Annotated in this window: 14 protein-coding genes; 8 read left to right on the top strand and 6 right to left on the bottom strand. The window is 48.8% G+C overall.

Annotated features, from left to right (window positions below):
- Positions 1–6: 6 nt before the first annotated feature.
- From DCC81_RS11635 to DCC81_RS11615, 5 genes are all read right to left on the bottom strand, one after another.
- The gene (locus DCC81_RS11635; protein WP_133177634.1) at positions 7–1,191 is read right to left on the bottom strand and encodes a DUF5000 domain-containing lipoprotein; all 1,185 of its coding nucleotides are present in this window, start codon (positions 1,189–1,191) and stop codon (positions 7–9) included.
- Positions 1,192–1,211: 20 nt separating this feature from the next.
- Entirely contained in the window at positions 1,212–3,041 is a 1,830-nt protein-coding gene (locus DCC81_RS11630) for a RagB/SusD family nutrient uptake outer membrane protein (RefSeq protein ID WP_240612970.1), read from the bottom strand.
- A 111-nt stretch (positions 3,042–3,152) separates the two neighbouring features.
- The gene (locus tag DCC81_RS11625) at positions 3,153–6,560 is read right to left on the bottom strand and encodes a TonB-dependent receptor (RefSeq protein ID WP_240612969.1); all 3,408 of its coding nucleotides are present in this window, start codon (positions 6,558–6,560) and stop codon (positions 3,153–3,155) included.
- 30 nt (positions 6,561–6,590) lie between these two features.
- Positions 6,591–7,388, bottom strand: coding sequence for a FecR family protein (locus DCC81_RS11620; RefSeq protein WP_165806548.1), 798 nt, complete (start codon positions 7,386–7,388; stop codon positions 6,591–6,593).
- A 470-nt stretch (positions 7,389–7,858) separates the two neighbouring features.
- The gene (locus DCC81_RS11615; RefSeq protein ID WP_108686794.1) at positions 7,859–8,398 is read right to left on the bottom strand and encodes an RNA polymerase sigma factor; all 540 of its coding nucleotides are present in this window, start codon (positions 8,396–8,398) and stop codon (positions 7,859–7,861) included.
- 670 nt (positions 8,399–9,068) lie between these two features.
- On the opposite strand from DCC81_RS11615, the gene DCC81_RS11610 reads away from it, so the two are divergent.
- Both DCC81_RS11610 and DCC81_RS11605 read left to right on the top strand, forming a co-directional pair.
- Complete coding sequence (locus DCC81_RS11610; protein ID WP_108686793.1) at positions 9,069–12,236, top strand: SusC/RagA family TonB-linked outer membrane protein; 3,168 nt, start codon at positions 9,069–9,071, stop codon at positions 12,234–12,236.
- 47 nt (positions 12,237–12,283) lie between these two features.
- Positions 12,284–13,909 (top strand): RagB/SusD family nutrient uptake outer membrane protein, encoded by a 1,626-nt coding sequence (locus DCC81_RS11605; protein WP_108686792.1) that lies wholly within the window; start codon positions 12,284–12,286, stop codon positions 13,907–13,909.
- Positions 13,910–14,135: 226 nt separating this feature from the next.
- Here DCC81_RS11605 and DCC81_RS11600 read toward each other — a convergent pair whose 3' ends face one another.
- Positions 14,136–16,256: a heavy metal translocating P-type ATPase gene (locus DCC81_RS11600; RefSeq protein WP_108686791.1), complete on the bottom strand. Its 2,121-nt coding sequence runs from the start codon at positions 16,254–16,256 to the stop codon at positions 14,136–14,138.
- 643 nt (positions 16,257–16,899) lie between these two features.
- Between DCC81_RS11600 and DCC81_RS11590 the strand changes: the two genes are divergently transcribed.
- The 6 genes from DCC81_RS11590 to DCC81_RS11565 all read left to right on the top strand — a co-directional run bounded on the left by DCC81_RS11590 (position 16,900) and on the right by DCC81_RS11565 (position 20,185).
- Entirely contained in the window at positions 16,900–17,121 is a 222-nt protein-coding gene (locus DCC81_RS11590) for a YdeI/OmpD-associated family protein (RefSeq protein WP_108686789.1), read from the top strand.
- Positions 17,118–17,648 carry a response regulator transcription factor gene (locus DCC81_RS11585; RefSeq protein ID WP_108686788.1) on the top strand — a complete coding sequence of 177 codons (531 nt, stop codon included), beginning with the start codon at positions 17,118–17,120 and terminating at the stop codon, positions 17,646–17,648. Before DCC81_RS11590 ends, DCC81_RS11585 begins: the two co-directional genes overlap by 4 nt.
- A gap of 62 nt (positions 17,649–17,710) precedes the next feature.
- Entirely contained in the window at positions 17,711–18,235 is a 525-nt protein-coding gene (locus tag DCC81_RS11580; protein ID WP_108686787.1) for a DUF4199 domain-containing protein, read from the top strand.
- Between the two features lie 30 nt (positions 18,236–18,265).
- On the top strand, positions 18,266–18,685 hold the full coding sequence (locus DCC81_RS11575) for a YciI family protein (protein WP_108686786.1): 420 nt from the start codon (positions 18,266–18,268) through the stop codon (positions 18,683–18,685).
- 414 nt (positions 18,686–19,099) lie between these two features.
- Positions 19,100–19,681: a Crp/Fnr family transcriptional regulator gene (locus tag DCC81_RS11570; protein WP_108686785.1), complete on the top strand. Its 582-nt coding sequence runs from the start codon at positions 19,100–19,102 to the stop codon at positions 19,679–19,681.
- Between the two features lie 105 nt (positions 19,682–19,786).
- Positions 19,787–20,185 (top strand): YybH family protein, encoded by a 399-nt coding sequence (locus tag DCC81_RS11565; RefSeq protein ID WP_108686784.1) that lies wholly within the window; start codon positions 19,787–19,789, stop codon positions 20,183–20,185.
- Positions 20,186–20,247: the final 62 nt, after the last annotated feature.

The following is a 20,247-nucleotide window of genomic DNA, read 5'->3' as shown; positions in this document are numbered from 1 at the left end:
TGTGATTTAATATGCTCCCCAGAGCGTTATTTCAGAAAATGTGACCCCACCGGAATTACCCCAGGTGTTCAGGATCTTAAAACGCAAGTAGCGGTAGGCACCCGCATCGATGGGAAAATTATAATCTTCCCCGGCAGCAGCATACGAGATGTCATCGTTCGAGAGCGTACCCAGTGGCAATCCCGAAGGCTTCACAGAAGTACAGGTTTGCAGCAGCGTCCAGCTATCCCAGTTTCCATCCGCGGCAGGACTATTGGAGCCATAGATCTGGAACACCCTTGGTGAACCGGAGGCAAAATAGAAGGCCGTACTCTGGCGCTGATTGAACTTTATACGGCTAAACTTGGCCGTCACGCCGAGGTTGATCGTAAAACTCTCGGGCAGCACCAGTGTGGATGCCGTTACATAAATGGTACCGGTGTTACCATCCCATATTTTGGACATGGGATACGCAGTAGAATAAAGATTGTTGTTGATATCACCCGGGTAGGGGTTCACTTCTTTAAACAAGCTTTTATTCAACTGTAGTTCAAAGAGCGGTTTCTGTGTAGTAAAAAGCGTGTCTGAATGATTGTTCCAGCGGTCTTTTACAAACAGGCCGAAAACCCGCGCTGTGGAATCATAGCCGCGGGTGGAAAAGGAATCGCGTTGCAGCCTTGTGTACAGGGCATTGGCCACGCCAAGTTTACCAATAGAGTCATTGGTAAGCACCGAGATCACGATGTCCGCATGCGTATCGTTCTCAAAGCCCACGTTGATGCCCCCAAAATCCGGCCGTACGGTCAATGTTTTAAAGACTTCCCAAACCGGCGGTGTGAGAGGCTTGATGCTGATGGTCTGCGCGGCAGATTTCTGATCATTCTTGTTTACAGAATAAATGGTCACCGTGTGCATGGAAGTGTCACCAAAGCCCTCCAGGTGCAGGGTATCCGAATAGTAAGAAGCTTTGGTGTTGCGATTCACACCCTTATCAGTCCACTCTGCCTCCACATATAGCAGATTGGGGTCCTCAGGTACCACATAGGTGATGTTAGCCCCTCCATGTATATTTTCTACCTGCAGGTGATCCACCTGCAGGGGTATACCGGAGCCCGTATGTGGCAGTGGGCCTATTTTTTCTTCCTTACAGGCAGCCAGCAGCAGGCCAAGCGCCGCAAAGATCATATGCAGTTGTCTTTTATGTAAGAACATATCTGTAGCTTTTTCAGAGGTTACCACCCTGGATTTTGAACAAGATTTTTATTAACAAGCAGGTCCGACTCTGCAATAGGCCAAAAATAATCCCGCAGCTGGAAGGTGCGGTTGTACAGGGTTGTCATCTGGTAATAAGCAGCAATGTCCGATTGGCCAATGTTCCAGCCCTGTATAGGTTCCTGCCATGTTTTATCGGCTTCTTTCCATCTCCTCAGGTCCCAGAAACGTTGTCCCTCAAATGCAAACTCAATTTCCCTTTCCTGGTGGATGATCTGCCGGAGGCCCGCCTGGCTGGCAAAAGCACCGGGATTATTGGCATAGTTGGTCCAGGCATCCTGCACAGATGGAATACCAGCCCTTGCGCGCACGGAGTCTATCCATCTAAATGCATCGGGAACAGGGCCGCTCACTTCATTGATCGTTTCTGCGTACATCAGGTAAAGGTCTGCAAGCCGCATTACCGGCCAGGCATAGGAAGTGCTGGAATAGGTAGTCGTGGTGGGAAAAGTGTTCAGATAGTTCACCAGTTTCACCGGCCAGTAACCGGTAATGTTATAATGGGAAGGATCCCCGCTCCAGCCGGCATATTGTCCCTGCCGGGCTTCCAGGTGGTTCAGGGCCGTCAGCGTCTGGTTACCATTCCCAAAAAGAATGGAACCATCAAAGCCGAGGTCTGCATAGAAACGCGGCTCCCGGTCAAAGTTGATCGCGGCAGAAGTATAGTTTGGCTGGATATGATACATGTCAGCACTGGTGGCCACGCGGGTCTGTGCGCCCCGGGTAATGAAGTCCAGTGTTTTATCCTGGTTCACCGGCACACCATTCTTGCTGTAGAAGGTGTTCACAATGTTGAGCGGCACAGATGAGATACTCCAGGGGCTCACGTTGGCCGCGTTCGTGGCATTGATCCTGGGCTGGGCCATGCTTTGTATCAGGCTGGCCAAACTGTTTGTATTAGCCCAGATCACTTCGGGATTAAAGTTATCAGTAACCGCCGTTCTCACATCCATTTCCACCTGCAGGTCCACAGGAAGATTCACGGCAAGGGCAGGGTTAAAGTGATTCAGCCTGTAGCCCTGGCTGGTGGCCAGTTCTATGGCTTCACGGCAGGCATTCATTGCTTTTACCCACTTCTGGGGGTCTATGGCAGCATTGAAAAAAGGCACACCGGATTTGCTTTTAAAGCTGGTATAAGAAGTATTACCATTGAACAATGGGCTGGCTGCAGTCACCAGTACCTCTGCCTTCACGGCCTTTGCAATGGTCTTTGTGATACGGCCCGCCTGGGTAGCTGCGTCCTGGATCTGGTCCGGCAGGTTCATGATGGCGCCATCCAGGGTATGCACCACATAGTTAAAGCAGGAATCAACCGTTTGCCGCTCCACCTGCACCTGGTCCTGTGTAGCGTTGATAGGCAGGTTCTTGTCCACGATGGGAATGGGACCATACAACCGCAGCAACCAGTAATGATAATAAGCCTTCAGGAAAACAGCCTCTGCTGCCCATTGGTCTTTTTCATATTGCTCCATGCCCGGCACACTGTTAATGTTTTCCAGGAAGATGTTACAGTCACGGATGCCCGCAAAAAGCGACCTGGCGCCGTTCGTCCCATCCCAATAGCTCACCAGCGGAGCAGTAACACTCTGGTTACCACGGGCAATTTCATGGGAAGACATGTCGAGGGTAAAACCACGCACTGCATAAGGATAATAGAACCACATTTCATCACCCGCAAGGAATGCCGGGTTAGAAAGCACATCACCATGTTTAGGCATATAGGAATAACAGGTGAAAAGGTATTGTTCTGCAGTAGATCGCTGCCGGAAAGCATAATCGATCGTAGCCACATCATCTGGTATAACATTGAGGTATTTCCTGCAGGACACAAAAAAAAGACAGGGGATAGCCAGTAAAACAAGAAAACGTTGCATAAAGTGTATAAATGATGTTGAATAGTATTAGAACGATGTCTGCAGCCCGAGGTTCACCACTCGTTGCAGGGGATATCCCAGGCCATTCCCAGCCATTTCTATATCCCATAATTTGAAAGTGGAGAGATTGAAAAGGTTGCTGCCGTTCAGGTAAAAACGGAATGATTTCATATGGAACCGGTCCATCAGGCTTTTGGGCAGGGAATAACCGATCTCCAGCTGTTTCAGGCGAAGGAACTTGCCATTGCGTACCCACCATGTGCTGGGTTGTGCATCGTTTACATTTACATCCGGGCTAAGCCTTGGCCACAATGCATAGATATCACGGTTATCTTCGGACCAGTGATGATCCGCATACGCCTTCAACAAGGCATTATCGCCCGCAAAAGGTGCGGTGGTGGTGGAGTTCAGGATAAAGGAAGACCTGGATTGCCCCTGGAAAAAAGCAGAAACGTCAAAGGATCTGTACCCTACGGACACTCCAAAACCATACACCATTTCCGGGTCGGTTGGAAAGCCAATGGGCACTTTGTCCAGTGCGGTGATCTGCCCATCCCCGTTGATGTCACGGTATTTGATATCACCGGCGCCATAAGTACCAAAAGTTTGCATGGGTGAGTTTGCCACATCTTTATCATCTATGAACAGACGCTCCGCCACATAACCCCAGGTTTGCGACAAAGAATAGCCCTTCCTGGAAAGCCAGGGCTCATCCGTATAAGCCGGTTCTTCATATTTATCGTACCTGCTCTGCGCCAGGGTAAAATTAGCCCGGCCCTGTATCCACCAGTTCTTATTAACGGTAACATTATAATCCACCGATGCATCTATGCCTTTGGAAGTAGCGGCACCAATATTGGCACTGGGTATGTCAGACAGCCCCATTGTAGTAGGAATGGAAGCGCGTACCATCAGGATATTGGAGCGGTAGGTGCGGTAAGCGTCCAGTGTTACATTCAATTTATTCCAGAGGCTCATGTCAAAACCTACATTGGTCTCATGCGCCACTTCCCAGGTAATATCGGGATTGGCATAACGCAGCACCGTAATACCGTTCCGGGTGTACATGGAGCCCACATTGGAGCCAAAAGAAGCCGCTTTACTGCCATCCGTCATGTTTACCTGCGACATGTAAAAGAAGCGATCCTGGGCGCTGCCAATAGCGTCATTTCCTACCAGGCCATAAGTAGCCCTGAGTTTCAGGTTGGTAATGGTATTGCGCAGGCCATTATCCCAGAACTTTTCATTTGATACATTCCAGGCGATACCCGCGGAAGGGAAAAAACCAAAACGGTGTTTTATATCAAACCGTTCGGAGCCGTTATAACCAAAGTTAAATTCTGCGTAGTAGCGTTGATCATAGTTATATGTAGCCCTGCCGGAAAGCCCCAGGTTACGCGAAGGCAACGAGGTTTCCAGGCTGGTAAAATCACCCGATACACTGTTCTGCGCCTGGTACACCAGGCTTCCGCTTATCCCATGTTTCTTGAATGCGCGGTTATAATTCAGGATACCCTGGAAGTATACGGAAGTAGTGATCAGCCTTGTACCACCATTGGCCGGATAGCTTAGGTATTCCGTGCCGGCATCAGGATTCAGCGCATTCAACGTATAATCGCCGGTGGCCTTATCATAACTCCCAAGGCTGTAATAGAAGGGGGTATAAGAACGGGAAATATCGTAGTAGGCATAGCGGCTGGTATTAGCCATGGCATTGAATGACAGCCCCTGTGTAAGAAAATCGAGTTGCTGGCGCAACTCAGCCTGGGCATTCACTGTAGATGTATTGTACTGCTTATAGCCTTTTACCATGTCTGCATAGGGATTTGCATAAGTACCCGCACCCGCATTCCCAAAGAGAATATGATGGGTAAATGCATTGGCTGCATCCGGTTCGTAATAAGCAGGAAACATTACCGGGTTGGAATGCATGATCTCGTTGTACACCGCAGTGCCGCCGGCTATAGGCCCTGTATAGTCAGAAAAAGAACCGGATACCCGGGTGGTAAGTAAAGTGGTACGGGTAAGATTTACATCCACATTGGAACGGATGGAGTAAGTCTTAAGATCGATATTGTTATTGAAGTTATTCAGCCTGGGTACTTTCAGCACCCCATTGTCCTGCGAAAATGAAGCAGATACATAATATCTTGCTACAGAAGCGCCGCCACTCACGTTAGCGTCTGCGCGCTGGTTCATTGTATAATCTTTGAATAGCATCTTCATCCAGTCTGTAGCCGGGTAGGCATACTTGTTGGTACCGGCAATGGTGTTGTCTATTTTTTCCTGGCTGTAGGGCGTAATGCCAAGGGGATTGCGGGTGAGCGTAGCCTCATCCGCCAGTTTCATGTAAGTAACCGGGTCTGCCAGCTTAATATTCTGTGTGGGCTCCGACAGGGAATTTTCAAACCTCACGGAATAGGTAGGGCGGCCTTCCTTCCCTTGTTTCGTAGCGATCAGGATCACCCCATTGGCACCGCGCGCACCATATAGCGCGGTAGCAGTAGCATCTTTCAGAATGGAAAAATTGGCAATATCATCCACCTGCAAACGGGCCAGGTCTGTGGTGGTTACCTCTACCCCGTCTATAAGGATGAGCGGGTCTTTTTTATACCCGAAAGTGGTGACCCCCCTGATAAAAAAACTGGCATTGTCTGCGCCAGGTTCGCCGGAACGTTGATAAGCTATTAGTCCGCTTACACGGCCCGCCAGCGCCGTGGTTAAGTTACTGGAAGGCACCTTCAATTCAGAAGGATTGATAGTCGTTACGGATCCCACCACATCCGCCTTTTTCTGTTTGCCAAAAGCTACCACTACCGCTTCATCGAGGTGATAGGGTGATACCATCAACCGGATATCGATAGCGCTCTGGTCTGCCAATACCTGCTCACGCGGTGTATAGCCCACCATACTAAAAACCAGCACGGCATCCTTACCGGGCGTCTCCAGGAAGAAACCACCATTCATATCCGTAGTGGTACCGATGTTAGGCTTCCCTTTAACAGTAACGGATACACCAGGCAATGGCATACCACTGCTATCTCTTACAACGCCACTGAGCTTGCCAACTACCTTTTGTACGGCCACAGCCTGCTTTAGCACTACGGTACCATTATCCTTTTCTTCGAAAATGAGCCCGGTGTTTTTCAGTATGATGTCCATGAGTTGCTTTAGCGTGGCATTCTTCAGATGCACAGTGATCACACGCTTGTCATCCAGCAGATCATTGTTATAAATAAAACGGAAGTGCCCTTGTTGCTGCACCTGCTGCAATACAGTTACGATAGCCGTTTTATCCGCATCCAGCGTAATGTTGGCGCTTGTCTTGTTCTGGCCATAACTCCGCGACACGGAAAGCAAAAGGAAAAGTGATGACAATAAGATCCTGGCACCCGAACGCATACTTCGTCCGGGAAGCGGTAAGTACCCCTTCATACAATTGTTAATTTTTTAAATGGCTGTGTGTCAGCTTTCGCTAATGATGATTAAATCTCCTTCTACTTTGTAAGAAAAGGGATAGGACTGTTTTAAATACTGCAGAGCCCTGAAAACAGTTTCGTCGTTAAAACTGGCTGTGTACCTGTACTGCCTGGCCTTTTCGCTGGCAAAAATGATCCTGATCCCATACCAGGCTTCCAGCTTTTGCGCTATTGCTGCTAATGTTTCATCATGGACATCCATCCGGTTACGCGCCCAGGATGTTTCTGTGGCATGGTGGGTCAGCGTGTCTACATCCAGGTGGGCGATCGTTCCTTTCACCGGCGCAGTGGCTGCTGGCGCTAAAATAAATTTCTCGTTTGGTCGCAGTACTACTTTCTCCTTTGTAGCGGGTACGATCTCCACTTTACCCGTTATCAGATCTGTTTCCGTTCTCCTGGCGCCTGCGTAAGCCCTTACATTAAAGGAAGTACCCAGCACCCGGATATTATAATCTTTGGTGTGGACAAGGAATGGATGTACGGCATCGTGCCTGATATCAAAGAACGCCTCCCCGTTGAGCGTTACTGTTCTCAGGTCTTTACCGATGTAGAGATGGCTGTTTGTATTTAGCATGACAACGCTTCCATCCGGCAGCATGATGGTTTGCCTGCTACCTGCTGTAGTGTGATACTCGTACTTGGTAAGGGACCAGGATTGCTTTTTAGTATATTGGAAATAGGTAAGGGCCCCTGCAGTGATCAGCACCGCCACGGCGGCGGCATAGTGCAGGATCTTCTTCCCTTTGAACTTAACAACCCGTGCGGGTGCCGGCCTGTTTAACATCAATGCGGTAAACTGTTCCCTTCTTGCCACTGCATCCTTTAACGCGGCCAACTGCGCGGGCCGGCTGTGTTGTCCTGCCGTTAAAATATCGAACAAGCGCCTGGCCCGTTCGGCAACAGGTTGCCGTTCCGGACGCTCCTGGATCCAATATTCCCAGTATGTTATATCTGTTTGATTTTCTCCCCAACAGTAACGCAGGAATGACTCATCACATAACAAATCTTCGGGTGCGGGATTTTGCAGATCCATTTATTTTTTTCGCTTGTTCACATATTGAGGGGAAAACAGGTCGTTTTTCCCGGAGAAAACCGGCTTTTTTTTCAAAAAATTTTTGCGGGTGGAGTGAAAAAGCTTTCCTGTATTGGCTTTGCGGGGAAATATTTCTTTTTAGCGCCTATCGGGGAGTTGGAATGGAAAGGCCTTGCAGAACCGTATCGGAAAGAAGGTGATAAAGGCCGGAAAAAGGTGGATTACACCTTCAGCTTTAAGCGAAGTGTCTTAATGGCTTCATAGATAGTATTATACGAGGTCTTTACGTTCTGCGCGCTTACATGGGCAATTTCTTCATAAGACAGATCTTCAAAGAATTTGAGCCGGATCAGCTCCATCTGTCTGGGGGATAAGGCCTGCAGGGCTGATTGCAGGTTCTTTTTCAGTTCCTCATCTTTCTCGCGGGCAATAATAATTTGTTCATAGGAAGCTTCTTCGCCTTCTTCTGTTTTCATGTTACGGACCTTACTCTCAGCATCCAATGCATTGATAATCAATCTCCTCAGTGTGGTAAACAGGTAAGACTGTACATTCCCGACAGCATTCAGTGTTTGGTGGCGGTCCCACAATTTAAGGAATAACTGGCCTACGCAATCCTTCACCAGGTCACTGTCACTGTGTACGGATAAGCCATAACGCACCAGGTGAAAATAGAGATCATCGTAGAGTAAAAACAACGCCTCCTTCTCGCCTTCCCGTATTTTCTGCCATAATGCAGCCGGCTTGTCTGACAATTTCATACTGATGCATTTAGCTTCCGGGCGCAAAGAAAACAGATGTATATTATCGTAGTATTAAGCGTATGTTATGTTTGCGGGAAAGTTTGAGGACCTTGCTGCATAGCAGGGGGGAGCTCAAAACGGTGATATTGTGCGGCTTTGATCACAGGCTACCACCGAACCAGGCAGGACATGGCCTTTGAAGATGCAGGACATATGTAAGAAAAAAGATCATCCTGGGTCAACTCCGCCTGTTTTCGCACCAATAACTTCGTTTAACCCAAAAAGAACACGAAAACATATCAGCTATTGATAAAAAATCATCAGTACTAAATCGATATAGCTAATAAATTTGAATATTAATAAGCAGGATGACGACGAACCGGTTTCAGAAGAGGAATCAAGGCCAGGCACATCCATCAACCACCATCGAAAAATAAATTATCTAAACCAGAATCCGTCACGGAATTAAACCAATCCTCACCAACCGCAGGATCGCAGGCCCCTTCCGGACATCAGTATCTTTTATCATTGCTACCGGGGCACCGGTAAAGGGTATGGTATGTTCAAATGTTAATTCACCAGGAAGCACTGCTTATGAGGCATTCACCAGGCGATGAATGTCAGCCAGACAGCTTTCCATGAAAACAAGCCTCACCGGCTTTATTACTCAATCAAACTATAAAATTGTATGCAATCAGTTGCTAATGCCGGAGGCATGCCCCGTAGCGTCGGGGGGCTCTTCCTGCATCCATTCCGTGCAGGATCTTTAGCCATATTAACAATGGCCCTGTGGATGGCTTTCATCCATCCCGCCCGTGCCACTGGCAGGGCATCTTTTACTATTGCCGGCACGCCGGCACACCGGCTGGCGGCTTCCCTGAGCGGAACCGTCAGCGATACCACAGGCAGGCCGCTGGAGGGTGTTACCGTGGTAATAAAGGCCAGCGGCTTCACTAAAGGCGCGCTGACCAACAGCCAGGGTAAATACACGATTGCCGGCATTCCTGATGGCACCTACACGGTGAGCTTCACCTTCTTAGGATATGGCAGCACGGAGAAAACAATTGTCATCCGTAACGAACAACCTGCCGTGCTGGACCTGGTACTTACGGTCACTTCTTCGCAGCTGGGAGAAACGGTGGTAGTAGGATATGGCAGCCAGAAAAAAGTAAGCATGACCAGTGCCGTAGCCACCGTATCGTCTAAAGAAATAGAAAACCGTGCAGTGCCATCCGTACTGAATATCCTCCAGGGGGAAGCCGCAGGCCTGAACATACAACAGACAGATGCTAACCCGGGTTATGGAAGCACCAGCATTGATATCCGTGGCAACAGTACCTTATCTAACAATCCCGTACTGTACATCGTAGATGGCATGGCGGTCAGCGACCTGGCCTACCTGAACCCACAGGACATTGCCTCCGTGAGCGTACTGAAAGATGCTTCTGCCACGGCGATCTACGGCGCCCGCGCTTCCGGTGGCGTACTGCTGATCACTACTAAAAGAGGCCGGCTGAACGTACGTCCCAAACTGGAGTATGATGTGATGGTAGGCAGCCAGCGTCCCGCACGTGTACCCAAGTTTGTAGACGCTCCGCAATTCGTGGACCTGTACAACCAGGCCCAGTTAAATGATAACCCGAATGCCGTAGTGAAGTTCACGCCCGAAATGATCCAGCAATATAAATCCGGGGCATTACCCAGTACGAACTGGCAGGCCTATATCCTGAGCAACAAGGCCATCCAGCAGCAACACAACCTGAGCGTAAGCGGCGGCGGTAACAATGTAGATTATTACGTGAGTGGCGGCTACCTGGACCAGGGTGGCCTGATAAAAAACGTAGATTACAAACGATACAGTACCCGGTTCAATATCAATGCACAGGTGAGCAAACGCCTGAAACTGGGTATCAACTCCGTACTAGTAAAGGAAGAAAGGACACAGCCGGCCTATGGCGTCGGCAATGCACTGCAATGGTCCTACATTGTGCCGGTGACCGAATATCCCTATACAAAAGAAGGGCACGACCGCAGCTACCGGGGCGGCTCCCAGCCAAACGATATCATGACCAAGGCAGGCATCCAGCATGAGAACGATATCACGGTAAATACTAATTTCACCGCTGAATTTAAAATATTGGATAACCTGGTACTGAATGGTACGTATGGGTATAATTACAACAGCGGGTTTGTGTCTGCTTTCTATAATAAATACCCGCTTTATAACGACAATGAGCAGATCGTTGTTTACCAGAACAACCCCAATAGTGTATATAAGGCCAATTCCGCGACGGCCAATCCTACCGCCATCCTGACCTTGAATTATGATAAATCATTTGGCAAACATTCCCTGAAAGTCCTGGCGGGCTATTCCCAGGAAAGCTCCCGGTATGATTTTAACTCCATCAGCCGTTACGGATTCCTGACCAATTCACTGGACCAGGTGGATGCCGGCTCTTCCGACCCCACCCTGACCTCCGTATCTGGCAATGCGCTCGCCTTTTCCATTCAATCCCTCTTTGGCAGGATCAACTACGCATTCGACAACAAGTACCTGCTGGAAGCGAACATGCGTTATGATGGTTCTTCCGTATTCCTGAACGACCGCCACGGCCTGTTCCCCTCCGTATCCGCCGGCTGGATCATTTCACAGGAAAAATTCATGCGGTCCCTGGTGAACACCATTGGCTACCTGAAGCTGCGCGCTTCCATCGGGCAGGTGGGTAACCAGATCGCCACCGGCCCCATTAACCAGTTGAGCAATTCCCAACTTTATCCCTGGGCCAATACCATCGGGCAGGGCACCTATGTGCTGAATAAGGCTACCAGCCCAACTACCTACTACAGCAATTCACCCAACCCCAATCTCACCTGGGAAGTGAAGACCACCACGAACCTGGGCCTGGACCTGACGCTGTTTAAAAATTTCGATCTTTCCCTGGACCTGTTCCGCGATATCACTACGGGCATTATCCGCTCTCCCTCCGTGCCCTCCACCTACGGTATTGGGGCGCCACAACAGAATGCAGGTAAGATGCAAAACCAGGGCTTTGAGCTGCACCTGGGCTACAAGAACCAGGCAGGCGCCGTGAGCTACCACGCCTCTATTGAATTTTCTGATTCCAGGAACAAGATATTGAACCTGGGCGGCACAGGCCCCTCCTATGGCGACAACCCGCTGATCGTAGGCCAGTCCCGCTGGATGTGGTATGGTCTCAAAGCCGTAGGATTGTTCCAATCGCAGGACGAGATAGCCAAAAGCCCCGTCCAGAATCCACGTGACCAGCCAGGTGACATCCGGTTTGCTGACATCAACCATGACGGGAAAATCAATTCCGATGACCGTACGTTATTAGGCCAGGCAGTTCCACACTACCGTTTTGGGGTAAACCTGGGCGCTGCTTATAAATCTTTTGATGTATCTGTGTTACTGCAGGGGGTGCTAAGCAACCTGGCGCGCCTGACGGGCGGTGCGCAGGTGCCCTTCTTCTTTAATGGGGATGGTAACATCCTGCGCTCCCAGTTGGATTACTGGTCGCCGGAGAACCGGGACGCCCGCTGGCCTATCCTGAGAACGGATCAGTCTATCAATAATGCACAATTCAACAGCTGGTGGCTGGAGAAAGCAGCCTACATGCGCTTTAAGAACCTGCAAGTTGGCTATAACCTGCAGCCTTCGCTGCTTAAGCAGGCCCACATCGCGTCACTGCGTGTTTTCCTGGGTGTAGACAATCTCTTTGTGATCACCAGCAAAAATTTCCCGCGGGTGCTGGACCCGGAGATCCCGAACTATGGCGATGGTTCCAACTATCCACAAGTACGGAATATCAGCCTGGGCGCCAATGTAGTGTTCTAACTGTGACCACTAAACGCAGATCACCATCACCTCTTAACTGAAAAAAAATGAAACGTTCCTATAAATTATTGATTGCATGCAACCTGCTGGCAGTGTGCCTGCTTGGCGCCGGGTGCAAGAAAGACTTCCTGGACCAGCACCCGCTGAACCAGATCACAGACGCCACCTACTGGCAGACACCTGATGATGCCACGATGTTTGCCACCCGCATGTACACCTTCCTCCCGCAGGCCAGCTTTGTTTATTATGAGGGCATGAGCGATAACGGGTACACCGCCTCTGACGCTACTACCCAACGTTTTGGCAATAGCACCCAGGACGCTACCATCAGCGACCGGGAATGGAATTACAACTCCATCCGGCAGGCCTTCACCTTCTTTGCGAACGTAGACAAAGTGCCAGACCTGGACAGCACGCTCAAACACCGGCTCATTGCCGAAGTAAAATTTGTGCTGGCTTACCGCTATTTCATCATGACCACGCTTTACGGCGACGTACCGCTTGTCAATAAACTGCTCACTGATCCGAATGAAGCGGACCTGCCCGTAACGCCCAAAGCCCAGATCATTCCGCAGGTGATACAGTGGCTGCAGGAAGCAGCACCAGACCTGCCCACCCAATATAGTGGTGCAGACCTGGGCCGTGTTACCCGCGGGGCCGCCCTTGCCCTGGAATCCAGGATATACCTGTACAACGGGCAATATGCAAATGCCGCCACGGCAGCGCAGGCTGTTATGGCACTGCAGCTGTATCATCTTTATCCCAATTATTTTGACTTCTTCCAGAAAGACGGTGATTATTCCCCGGAAGACATTCTTTCTTTTGGATATACCCTGGGCAATGGTACACAGAACAGCCTTCGTGATATCCTGGGCTCACAGGACCTGATGAACGGCCGCAATATCCTGAACCCCACCGCGGAACTGGTCAACGATTACGAAAGTAAAAACGGGTATTATCCCTACACCCGTGATCCGGCCTATAAAGCCACCGATCCGTTCAATAACCGCGACCCACGCCTGCGGCAAACCATTCTTTGTCCTGGTGATATCTATGCTTACCCACAGTTTCCCACTACCACCCAATATGATCCATTCAACGATCCGGGCGACCGGATGGGTGGCGACCTTGGTACCCATACCGGCTTTTCCTGGTGCAAAGGAGTAGACCGTTACGATTATGTGCGGTCCGGCTCCAATAACTGGAAGAGCTTCCGCTATGCAGAAGTGTTGCTGAACTATGCAGAAGCGGTCAACGAACAAACCGGCCCCACCCCCACCGCCATTGCCGTGATTGACAGCATCCGCCTGCGCGCTCATATGCCCACAGTGACTGCCACTTTTGCCCTGAATGGCTGGACCATGGACCAATCCACTTTCCGCACCTTTCTCCGGCACGAAAGAAGGATAGAGCTGGCAGGAGAAGGCCTGCGCTATTTTGATATCCTGCGCTGGAAAACAGGCGAACAGGTGCTTCAGGGGCAAATCTTCACGGTAGATGCCTCCGCAGGCATTGCCGCCATCAGTACCGCTAACGGGCACCGCAACACCTTTCCCAAAACACCCGTTGAAACCAGGTTCTTTAACAATCCAAAGTTCTATGTATGGCCTATCCCCCAATCAGCCATTGATGCATCAAAAGGAATATTGGTACAAAATCCTTTATGGAAGTAATGACGAAAAATTGTGTGCAAAACAGGATCTGTAAAATGACCCGCCTTTAGTGGAGGCATATACCCATTGCCGGGGATAGATCAGCAGCAGGTTGAAAGCCGCTGCGAGCCCGCTAAAAGCCTTGCCGGATGCCCACTGCCATACAGCCTTTGTACGGCGGTGGGCATCTTTATCTCTATTTTTTCAACACCTATCATTTCGCTTAGGTCCAATTTCTCCCTTTTAATTATTTTTTGATCCTTAAAAAACTCGCATTAATGGCTACTACGACTGTGCTTACACTCATCAGCACAGCCCCCATTGCCGGGCTTAAAATAAACTTCGGATACAATACGCCTGCCGCCAGGGGAATTGCGATCACGTTGTAGCCAATTGCCCATACCAGGTTTTGCACCATTTTTTTATAGGTACTTTTAGCGAAAACGATCAGCTTTACTACATCTCTGGGGTCACTGTCCACTAATATGATGTCTGCTGTTTCTGCCGCCACGTCCGTGCCGGAACCAACGGCTATACCCACGTCAGCCTGTGCCAGGGCAGGCGCATCGTTAACACCATCGCCGGTCATCGCCACGGTTTCACCTTTAGCCTGGAGTTCCTTTACTTTCTCCTGCTTGTTGTGCGGCAGCACGTTCGCCAAAAAGCCATCCATTCCCAATTTGCCGGCCACGGCCGCGGCAATCTTTTCATTGTCTCCAGTGAGCAGGAAAGATTTGATGTTCATTTTTTTCAGCTCCTCAACTGCCTGGCCCGAACCCTCCCGGATGCTGTCTGCCAGCGTAATTATGCCCACTACCTTATCTTCGATCAAAAGAAAGGTGACTGTTTCGGATTCCTGGTTGATCTCCTTTGGGATATCCGGCAAAGAAAGCTGGTGCTGACTAAAATAGTTTTTACCGACAGCAATAACATCTTTCCCGTTAACGGTGGCTTTGACCCCGACGCCCTGCATATAGCTGAAGTTTTCCGACTTCCATAAAGCAAGGCCCCTTTCCTTTAAGGTGGCCATGATGCCTTTTGCGATATGGTGCTCTGAATTTTGCTGTACGGCGGCGGCATACTGTATCAGCTCATCAGCATTGTATCCGCTGGCCAGGGGGATTACCTTCTCTACCATATGGGAACCCTTGGTGAGCGTTCCGGTCTTGTCAAAAATGACAGTAGATACGTTCCTGGTGGCTTCAAAGGCACTCCGGTTGCGGATCAGCAGACCGTTGGTAGCTGAAAGCGTTGTGGAAATAGCGACCACCAGTGGGATAGCCACGCCCAAAGCATGCGGGCAGGCCGTCACCATTACTGTTACCATTCTCTCCAAAGCAAAGGCGGTATCCCCAGTGCTGGCAAACCAATAAATGAATGTAGCTACACCAATGCCAATAGCGATAAAGGTCAGCCATTTTGCTACCTTGTCTGCAAGGTTCTGTGTGTTGGATTTGGTAGCCTGTGCCTCCTGCACCAGGCCAATGACCCTGTTCAGGTAGCTGTCTTTGCCAACGGCGGTTACCTTTACTTTCAGCGCTCCGTCACCGTTGATAGATCCCGCGATCACTTTACTGTCTTTTTCCTTTTTTGCAGGAAGGCTTTCGCCTGTGAGCATACTTTCATTGATGTAAGAAATCCCCTCTGTGACTAAGCCATCGGCTGGAATTTTATCACCCGGCTTTATGATGACCGTTTCACCGCTTTGCAGGTCCTCGAGCTTTATCTTTATAGCCTGGCCGTTGCGCTCAACGGTAACATCATTGGGGAGCAACGCTACCAACGATTGTAATGCCCTTGATGCCGCCATTTGGGATCGCATTTCGAGCCAATGCCCCAAAAGCATGATATCAATGAGGGTTGCCAGCTCCCAAAAGAAATCCATACCCTGCAGGCCGAAAACAACAGCTACTGAATAAATAAAGGCCACGGATATGGCGATGGCAACAAGGGTCATCATGCCGATGGCCTTTGCTTTAATCTCGCCACCCATTCCTTTTAGGAAAGGCAGGCCACCATAGATATAAATAACCGTCCCCAATGCCAGCAATACGTACTTATCGCCCGGGAAAGCAATGCTGAAACCAAGCCATTGTTGTATCATGTGCGAGAGGAGCAGGATAGGAAGGGTAATTACGAGGCTTACCCAAAACCGCTGCAGGAAATCGCCTGTATGATGGCCTGCATGTTTATTGAATCCTCCTTGCGTATGGTCATGGCTGGCCCGGGCGGCCTGGTCGTGTGCTGCTCCATGCTCATGGGAAGCGGACGGAGCACCTACGGCCACCAATGCCATGCCGCAAAGCGGGCATTTGCCCGGTTGGTCCTTTAGCACCTGCGGGTGCATGGGACAGGTATATTTTACCATCGTTTTATTTGTTTTAAATCCGACAATAATTACTGCAGTATTTCAACGGTACAATCATTTGTGAACTGTAATATAGGTTCTTAATTGTATTTTCTTTAGTTAACCAATTTACGCCTTTGCCGCTATTATACATTGGGCAATGCTGGTAATAAACCGGGAGCTCCTTTTTAGCGGCTTTAGCCAGGGCGTAAACATCTGCTGAACGAGGGGAAGATCACCTTTTGTCCGGCGACATCCTTTGATTTGGAAATGCGCCCTGCATGGACAGCTGACACTGCCAACAGGCACTCCACATAAAAGAAGGGCAGGCACAAGATGTATAACGGCAATGGAGTTTATGAAATCATTAAAGACCGGGCAATGGAAATTCGATCAATTTATAGGGCAGCATAAGATAAAAACGATTACGAAAGAACGGAGAATTTATGTACCTGCAACAGAGATCGATCGCTAATTTACGGATCCGGATATTCGATAAATAATTTAAACGCGCGTTTAACCCGGGAAAAATCAATTAATTACTTATGTCAGGGCATCATAGCAGGATACAAACAGCGCAAATATTCAAGTATTCAATAGGTTATTGAACGGTTTGCCGGCATGTGTTTTTTTTGCTATTTTGGATCACATAAAACTTCAATCGATGCTACCAAAGGGAGAACATATAGCGGGTGTGCCGGCGGAGCTGGAAGCGCTGCTGGCGAAAGACGCTAAGGCCAAGGTTTTTTTCGAATCGTTGGCGAAGTCGTACAAACAGGGTTATTGTGACTGGGTGGGCTCGGCCAAACAGGAAGCCACCCGGCAGACCAGGGCGGAGAAGGCGCTGATGATGCTGCAAAAGGGCCAAAAAACATTAAAGACATGATGCGGAAAATCAGTCCATATCGTTTTGGGGAGGCCCGGCGACCCTACTGGATGGCAGTACGTGTCGGGCTGGTGACGGCCGGTGTGATTGTATTGTTTGGGATGATCAACACGTTGGTAATTTATCGCTACGTTAAACTGGATCTTTATCTCTGCCTGGTGGCGTTGTTCTTTCTGACGGTTGGGCTCTTGTGGAATAAGCGGGAGACGATGAATGAACACCAGGGGAAAGAGACGGAAGGGGCGGACCAGGCTGCAGAGCCGGAACTGGCCGCGCGGGATGCGATGCCTCCCACAGTACCGGATGGATCGGATGCGATCAGCCTCCTTTCGGCAAAGGAGTGGCAGATTTTGAAATTGCTTGCCGAAGGGAAATCGAACAAGGAAATTGCGGCGGCGCAGTTCGTGGAGGTGAGCACGGTAAAGACGCATTTGAATAACATATACTGCAAACTTTCTGTCAGTAACCGGAACGAGGCGAGGGCGAAATACGTTCTTTATACGTCAAATTGGCCGATTCTGGGATAAATCCATCCTTTTTCCACCCCCCTTTTTTTGATTTTTGGGTTTTGACCGCGGACATTCGTTGCATGAAATCTTTTGTCAAATACGGTTTAGGTACGGGCATCGTCAGCGGCTTATGGAGCCTGATAACCTTTAAGGTGATTGGCTGGCTGAATGATGTCGCCTTTCATGGAAGCCTGCCGGCTGCAAATGTGCGGTCGATCGGCGGGCTGTTTAGTATCGTTATTTTGGTACTGGGGATCGTTTGGGCGATCCGGGAGGTACGCAGGCTGAACGGGGGACAGTTATCGTATGGGCAGGCAGTGAGGACAGGTGTCCTGGTTACCTGCGTGGTCGCGGGGATCGTGGGGGCGTTTACCTTGTTGTACTGTACGGTCATTAATCCCGGCTTCACGGATTTTATGGTGGCGGATGCGGAAAGGACGCTTCGGGCGGCGGGCAAGACACCGGATCAGATTGCACCGGAGCTGGTTTCGGTCCGAAAGCAATTTAGCATCGGCGCCCAGGTAGGGCAGGCGTTGATCGGCCAGGTGGTGGTGGGTAGCATCGCTGCGTTGATCCTCGGCGCGTTTATGCGCACTAAACGATAATCATTCTTTTACAATAAAACGAAGTGTTCCATGAAAAGATTCATTTTGATGGGGGTGCTTGTTATTGCCTGCACTCAGGGATTTTCACAGCAACAAAGCGATGTTGCCAAAGAGTATATGCTAATCGTGCGTTACCGGACGAACGCCCCGGCGCCGAGTGCTGATGTAGTGAAAACGAATGGCCAACATTGGGGGGAGTTTATCGGCGATCTGGCGAAATCGGGCAAACTGGTGTCGGGCCTGCGTCCAAAGCCGACCGGCCGGACAATTACCGGACAAGACAAAACAGTACAGGAAAGTGCCTATATGGGTGACAAGCCAGTAGTAAGCGCTTTTTTTGTAGTGAAGGCGGCGAGCCTCGACGAGGCGACGGAGATCGCGAAGCAGGTGCCTATTTATGAGTTGGGCGGTAGTGTGGAGATCAGGGAGGTGATGAATGATGCGAAATAATTTGCCGTTGACCGGTGCCCCAGGACCTTGGGATAATTACTTGCAGGGAGTAGACGATGAAGGACGGTAAGTCTGGAAACACTCATTAACGCGGCAGCTACCATTGTAGAATTTAGCAAAAGAAAAGCTCATTAATCTAGTGCAGGAATTTTAATTTGAGGTAGCCTTCTGTTATTCTCTCAATATGTGTTACAATCTTCTTATGCATTAAATTTATCTGATATATATATTTGATTTAATTTTAACTCAATTCTTTTTACGTATGTGTTCACCAATAGTAATAGGTTCTTGAGGATATGATTGTGGCATTGGTTTTAATTAAAATCAGCGATTTCTTCTTCTTGTGTATCGGAATGATTTACCATGAAATTGCGTACAAAACATTTACTTTGTAATAATCGATAACGTAATTCAATGCCGTTAGAACAGCTCATTGCCTATTTTGCCCAATATATCCCGCTAAAGGATATTGAGAAGAATGAGTTGAAGAACCGCGTTATTGAAAAGCGGGTAAAACGCAGGCAGTTTATCCTTCAGGAAAACGATGTCTGCAAGTATTATTCTTTTGTTGTTTCAGGTTGCTTTAAAATGTATCGGGTTGATGATAACGGTGCTGAACATAACATTCAATTTGCAGCGGAAAATGACTGGATAGCCGATATCGGTAGCTTTCATTCGGGTAAACCAAGCCGGCTTTATATCGAAGCGATTGAGCCATCGGTGATTTTACAAATAGACGCAACTAACCTGATCTATCTATACCATAACCATCCCAAATTCGACAGGATTTTCAGGGTCATTGCTGAAAATAAGTTTATAGAATTGCAAAACCGGGTTTTGCAAAACATCAGCTCTACAGGCGATGAGCGTTATCAAGCTTTCCTGGAACAGTATCCTAAGCTGGCCAACAGGTTACCTAACACCCAAATTGCATCCTACATCGGCATCACACCTGAATTTTTAAGTAAAATACGCCGTAAGAACGTCAAAAAATAAATACACTTAACTTAATTTAAGCCTATTTCTTAACCTTGTTTATGGGCTGGTTCTTTCAGGGAGGTGTTTCTTTGCATTGCACTTAACAATAAGTGTTTAATAAAAATGGAAACACGGCAAGAACAGTCAGCAATAGAAAAATTAATCTTTTCTTTCAGCGATGCCTTTAATGCAACAGATATTTCAAAGACGGTCGCATCATTCACGTCCGATGGCGTCAACATGCCAAATAACGGTCCTGCCGCCAAAGGCACCGAACAATTAACCAAAGCTTTTGAAGTTCTATTCAATTTTGCCGATATCAATATCCAGTATGTTATTGACGAAATCAACATAAGCGGCGAATATGCCTTTGCCCGGACAAATTCAAAGGTCACAACCCTTGTCAAAACAAGCGGAGATCAGATTTTTTTAGAAAATAAAGAATTGTTTGTATTGCGCAATCAACGTGGGGAATGGAAAATCTCCCATTACATTTTCAATAATACCAAGACCACCAAATAATCATTAAAAAAAGACATCATGAAAGTTATCATCACAGGATCTACAGGAAACATCAGCAAACC

The organism is Chitinophaga parva, assembly GCF_003071345.1.
GTDB classification, from domain to species: Bacteria; Bacteroidota; Bacteroidia; order Chitinophagales; family Chitinophagaceae; genus Chitinophaga; species Chitinophaga parva.
This window is presented reverse-complemented; position numbering and strand designations above follow the sequence as displayed.

Bases quoted from the DNA above. Each gene is read 5' to 3' on its own strand.
- DCC81_RS11575 (WP_108686786.1), top strand. From the start codon at position 18,266: ATGAAAAGATTCATTTTGATGGGGGTGCTTGTTATTGCCTGCACTCAG.
- DCC81_RS11565 (WP_108686784.1), top strand. From the start codon at position 19,787: ATGGAAACACGGCAAGAACAGTCAGCAATAGAAAAATTAATCTTTTCT.
- DCC81_RS11585 (WP_108686788.1), top strand. From the start codon at position 17,118: ATGATGCGGAAAATCAGTCCATATCGTTTTGGGGAGGCCCGGCGACCC.
- DCC81_RS11615 (WP_108686794.1), bottom strand. From the start codon at position 8,398: ATGAAATTGTCAGACAAGCCGGCTGCATTATGGCAGAAAATACGGGAA.
- DCC81_RS11635 (WP_133177634.1), bottom strand. From the start codon at position 1,191: ATGTTCTTACATAAAAGACAACTGCATATGATCTTTGCGGCGCTTGGC.
- DCC81_RS11610 (WP_108686793.1), top strand. From the start codon at position 9,069: ATGCAATCAGTTGCTAATGCCGGAGGCATGCCCCGTAGCGTCGGGGGG.
- DCC81_RS11625 (WP_240612969.1), bottom strand. From the start codon at position 6,560: ATGAAGGGGTACTTACCGCTTCCCGGACGAAGTATGCGTTCGGGTGCC.
- DCC81_RS11600 (WP_108686791.1), bottom strand. From the start codon at position 16,256: ATGGTAAAATATACCTGTCCCATGCACCCGCAGGTGCTAAAGGACCAA.
- DCC81_RS11605 (WP_108686792.1), top strand. From the start codon at position 12,284: ATGAAACGTTCCTATAAATTATTGATTGCATGCAACCTGCTGGCAGTG.
- DCC81_RS11590 (WP_108686789.1), top strand. From the start codon at position 16,900: ATGCTACCAAAGGGAGAACATATAGCGGGTGTGCCGGCGGAGCTGGAA.
- DCC81_RS11570 (WP_108686785.1), top strand. From the start codon at position 19,100: ATGCCGTTAGAACAGCTCATTGCCTATTTTGCCCAATATATCCCGCTA.
- DCC81_RS11620 (WP_165806548.1), bottom strand. From the start codon at position 7,388: ATGTTAAACAGGCCGGCACCCGCACGGGTTGTTAAGTTCAAAGGGAAG.
- DCC81_RS11580 (WP_108686787.1), top strand. From the start codon at position 17,711: ATGAAATCTTTTGTCAAATACGGTTTAGGTACGGGCATCGTCAGCGGC.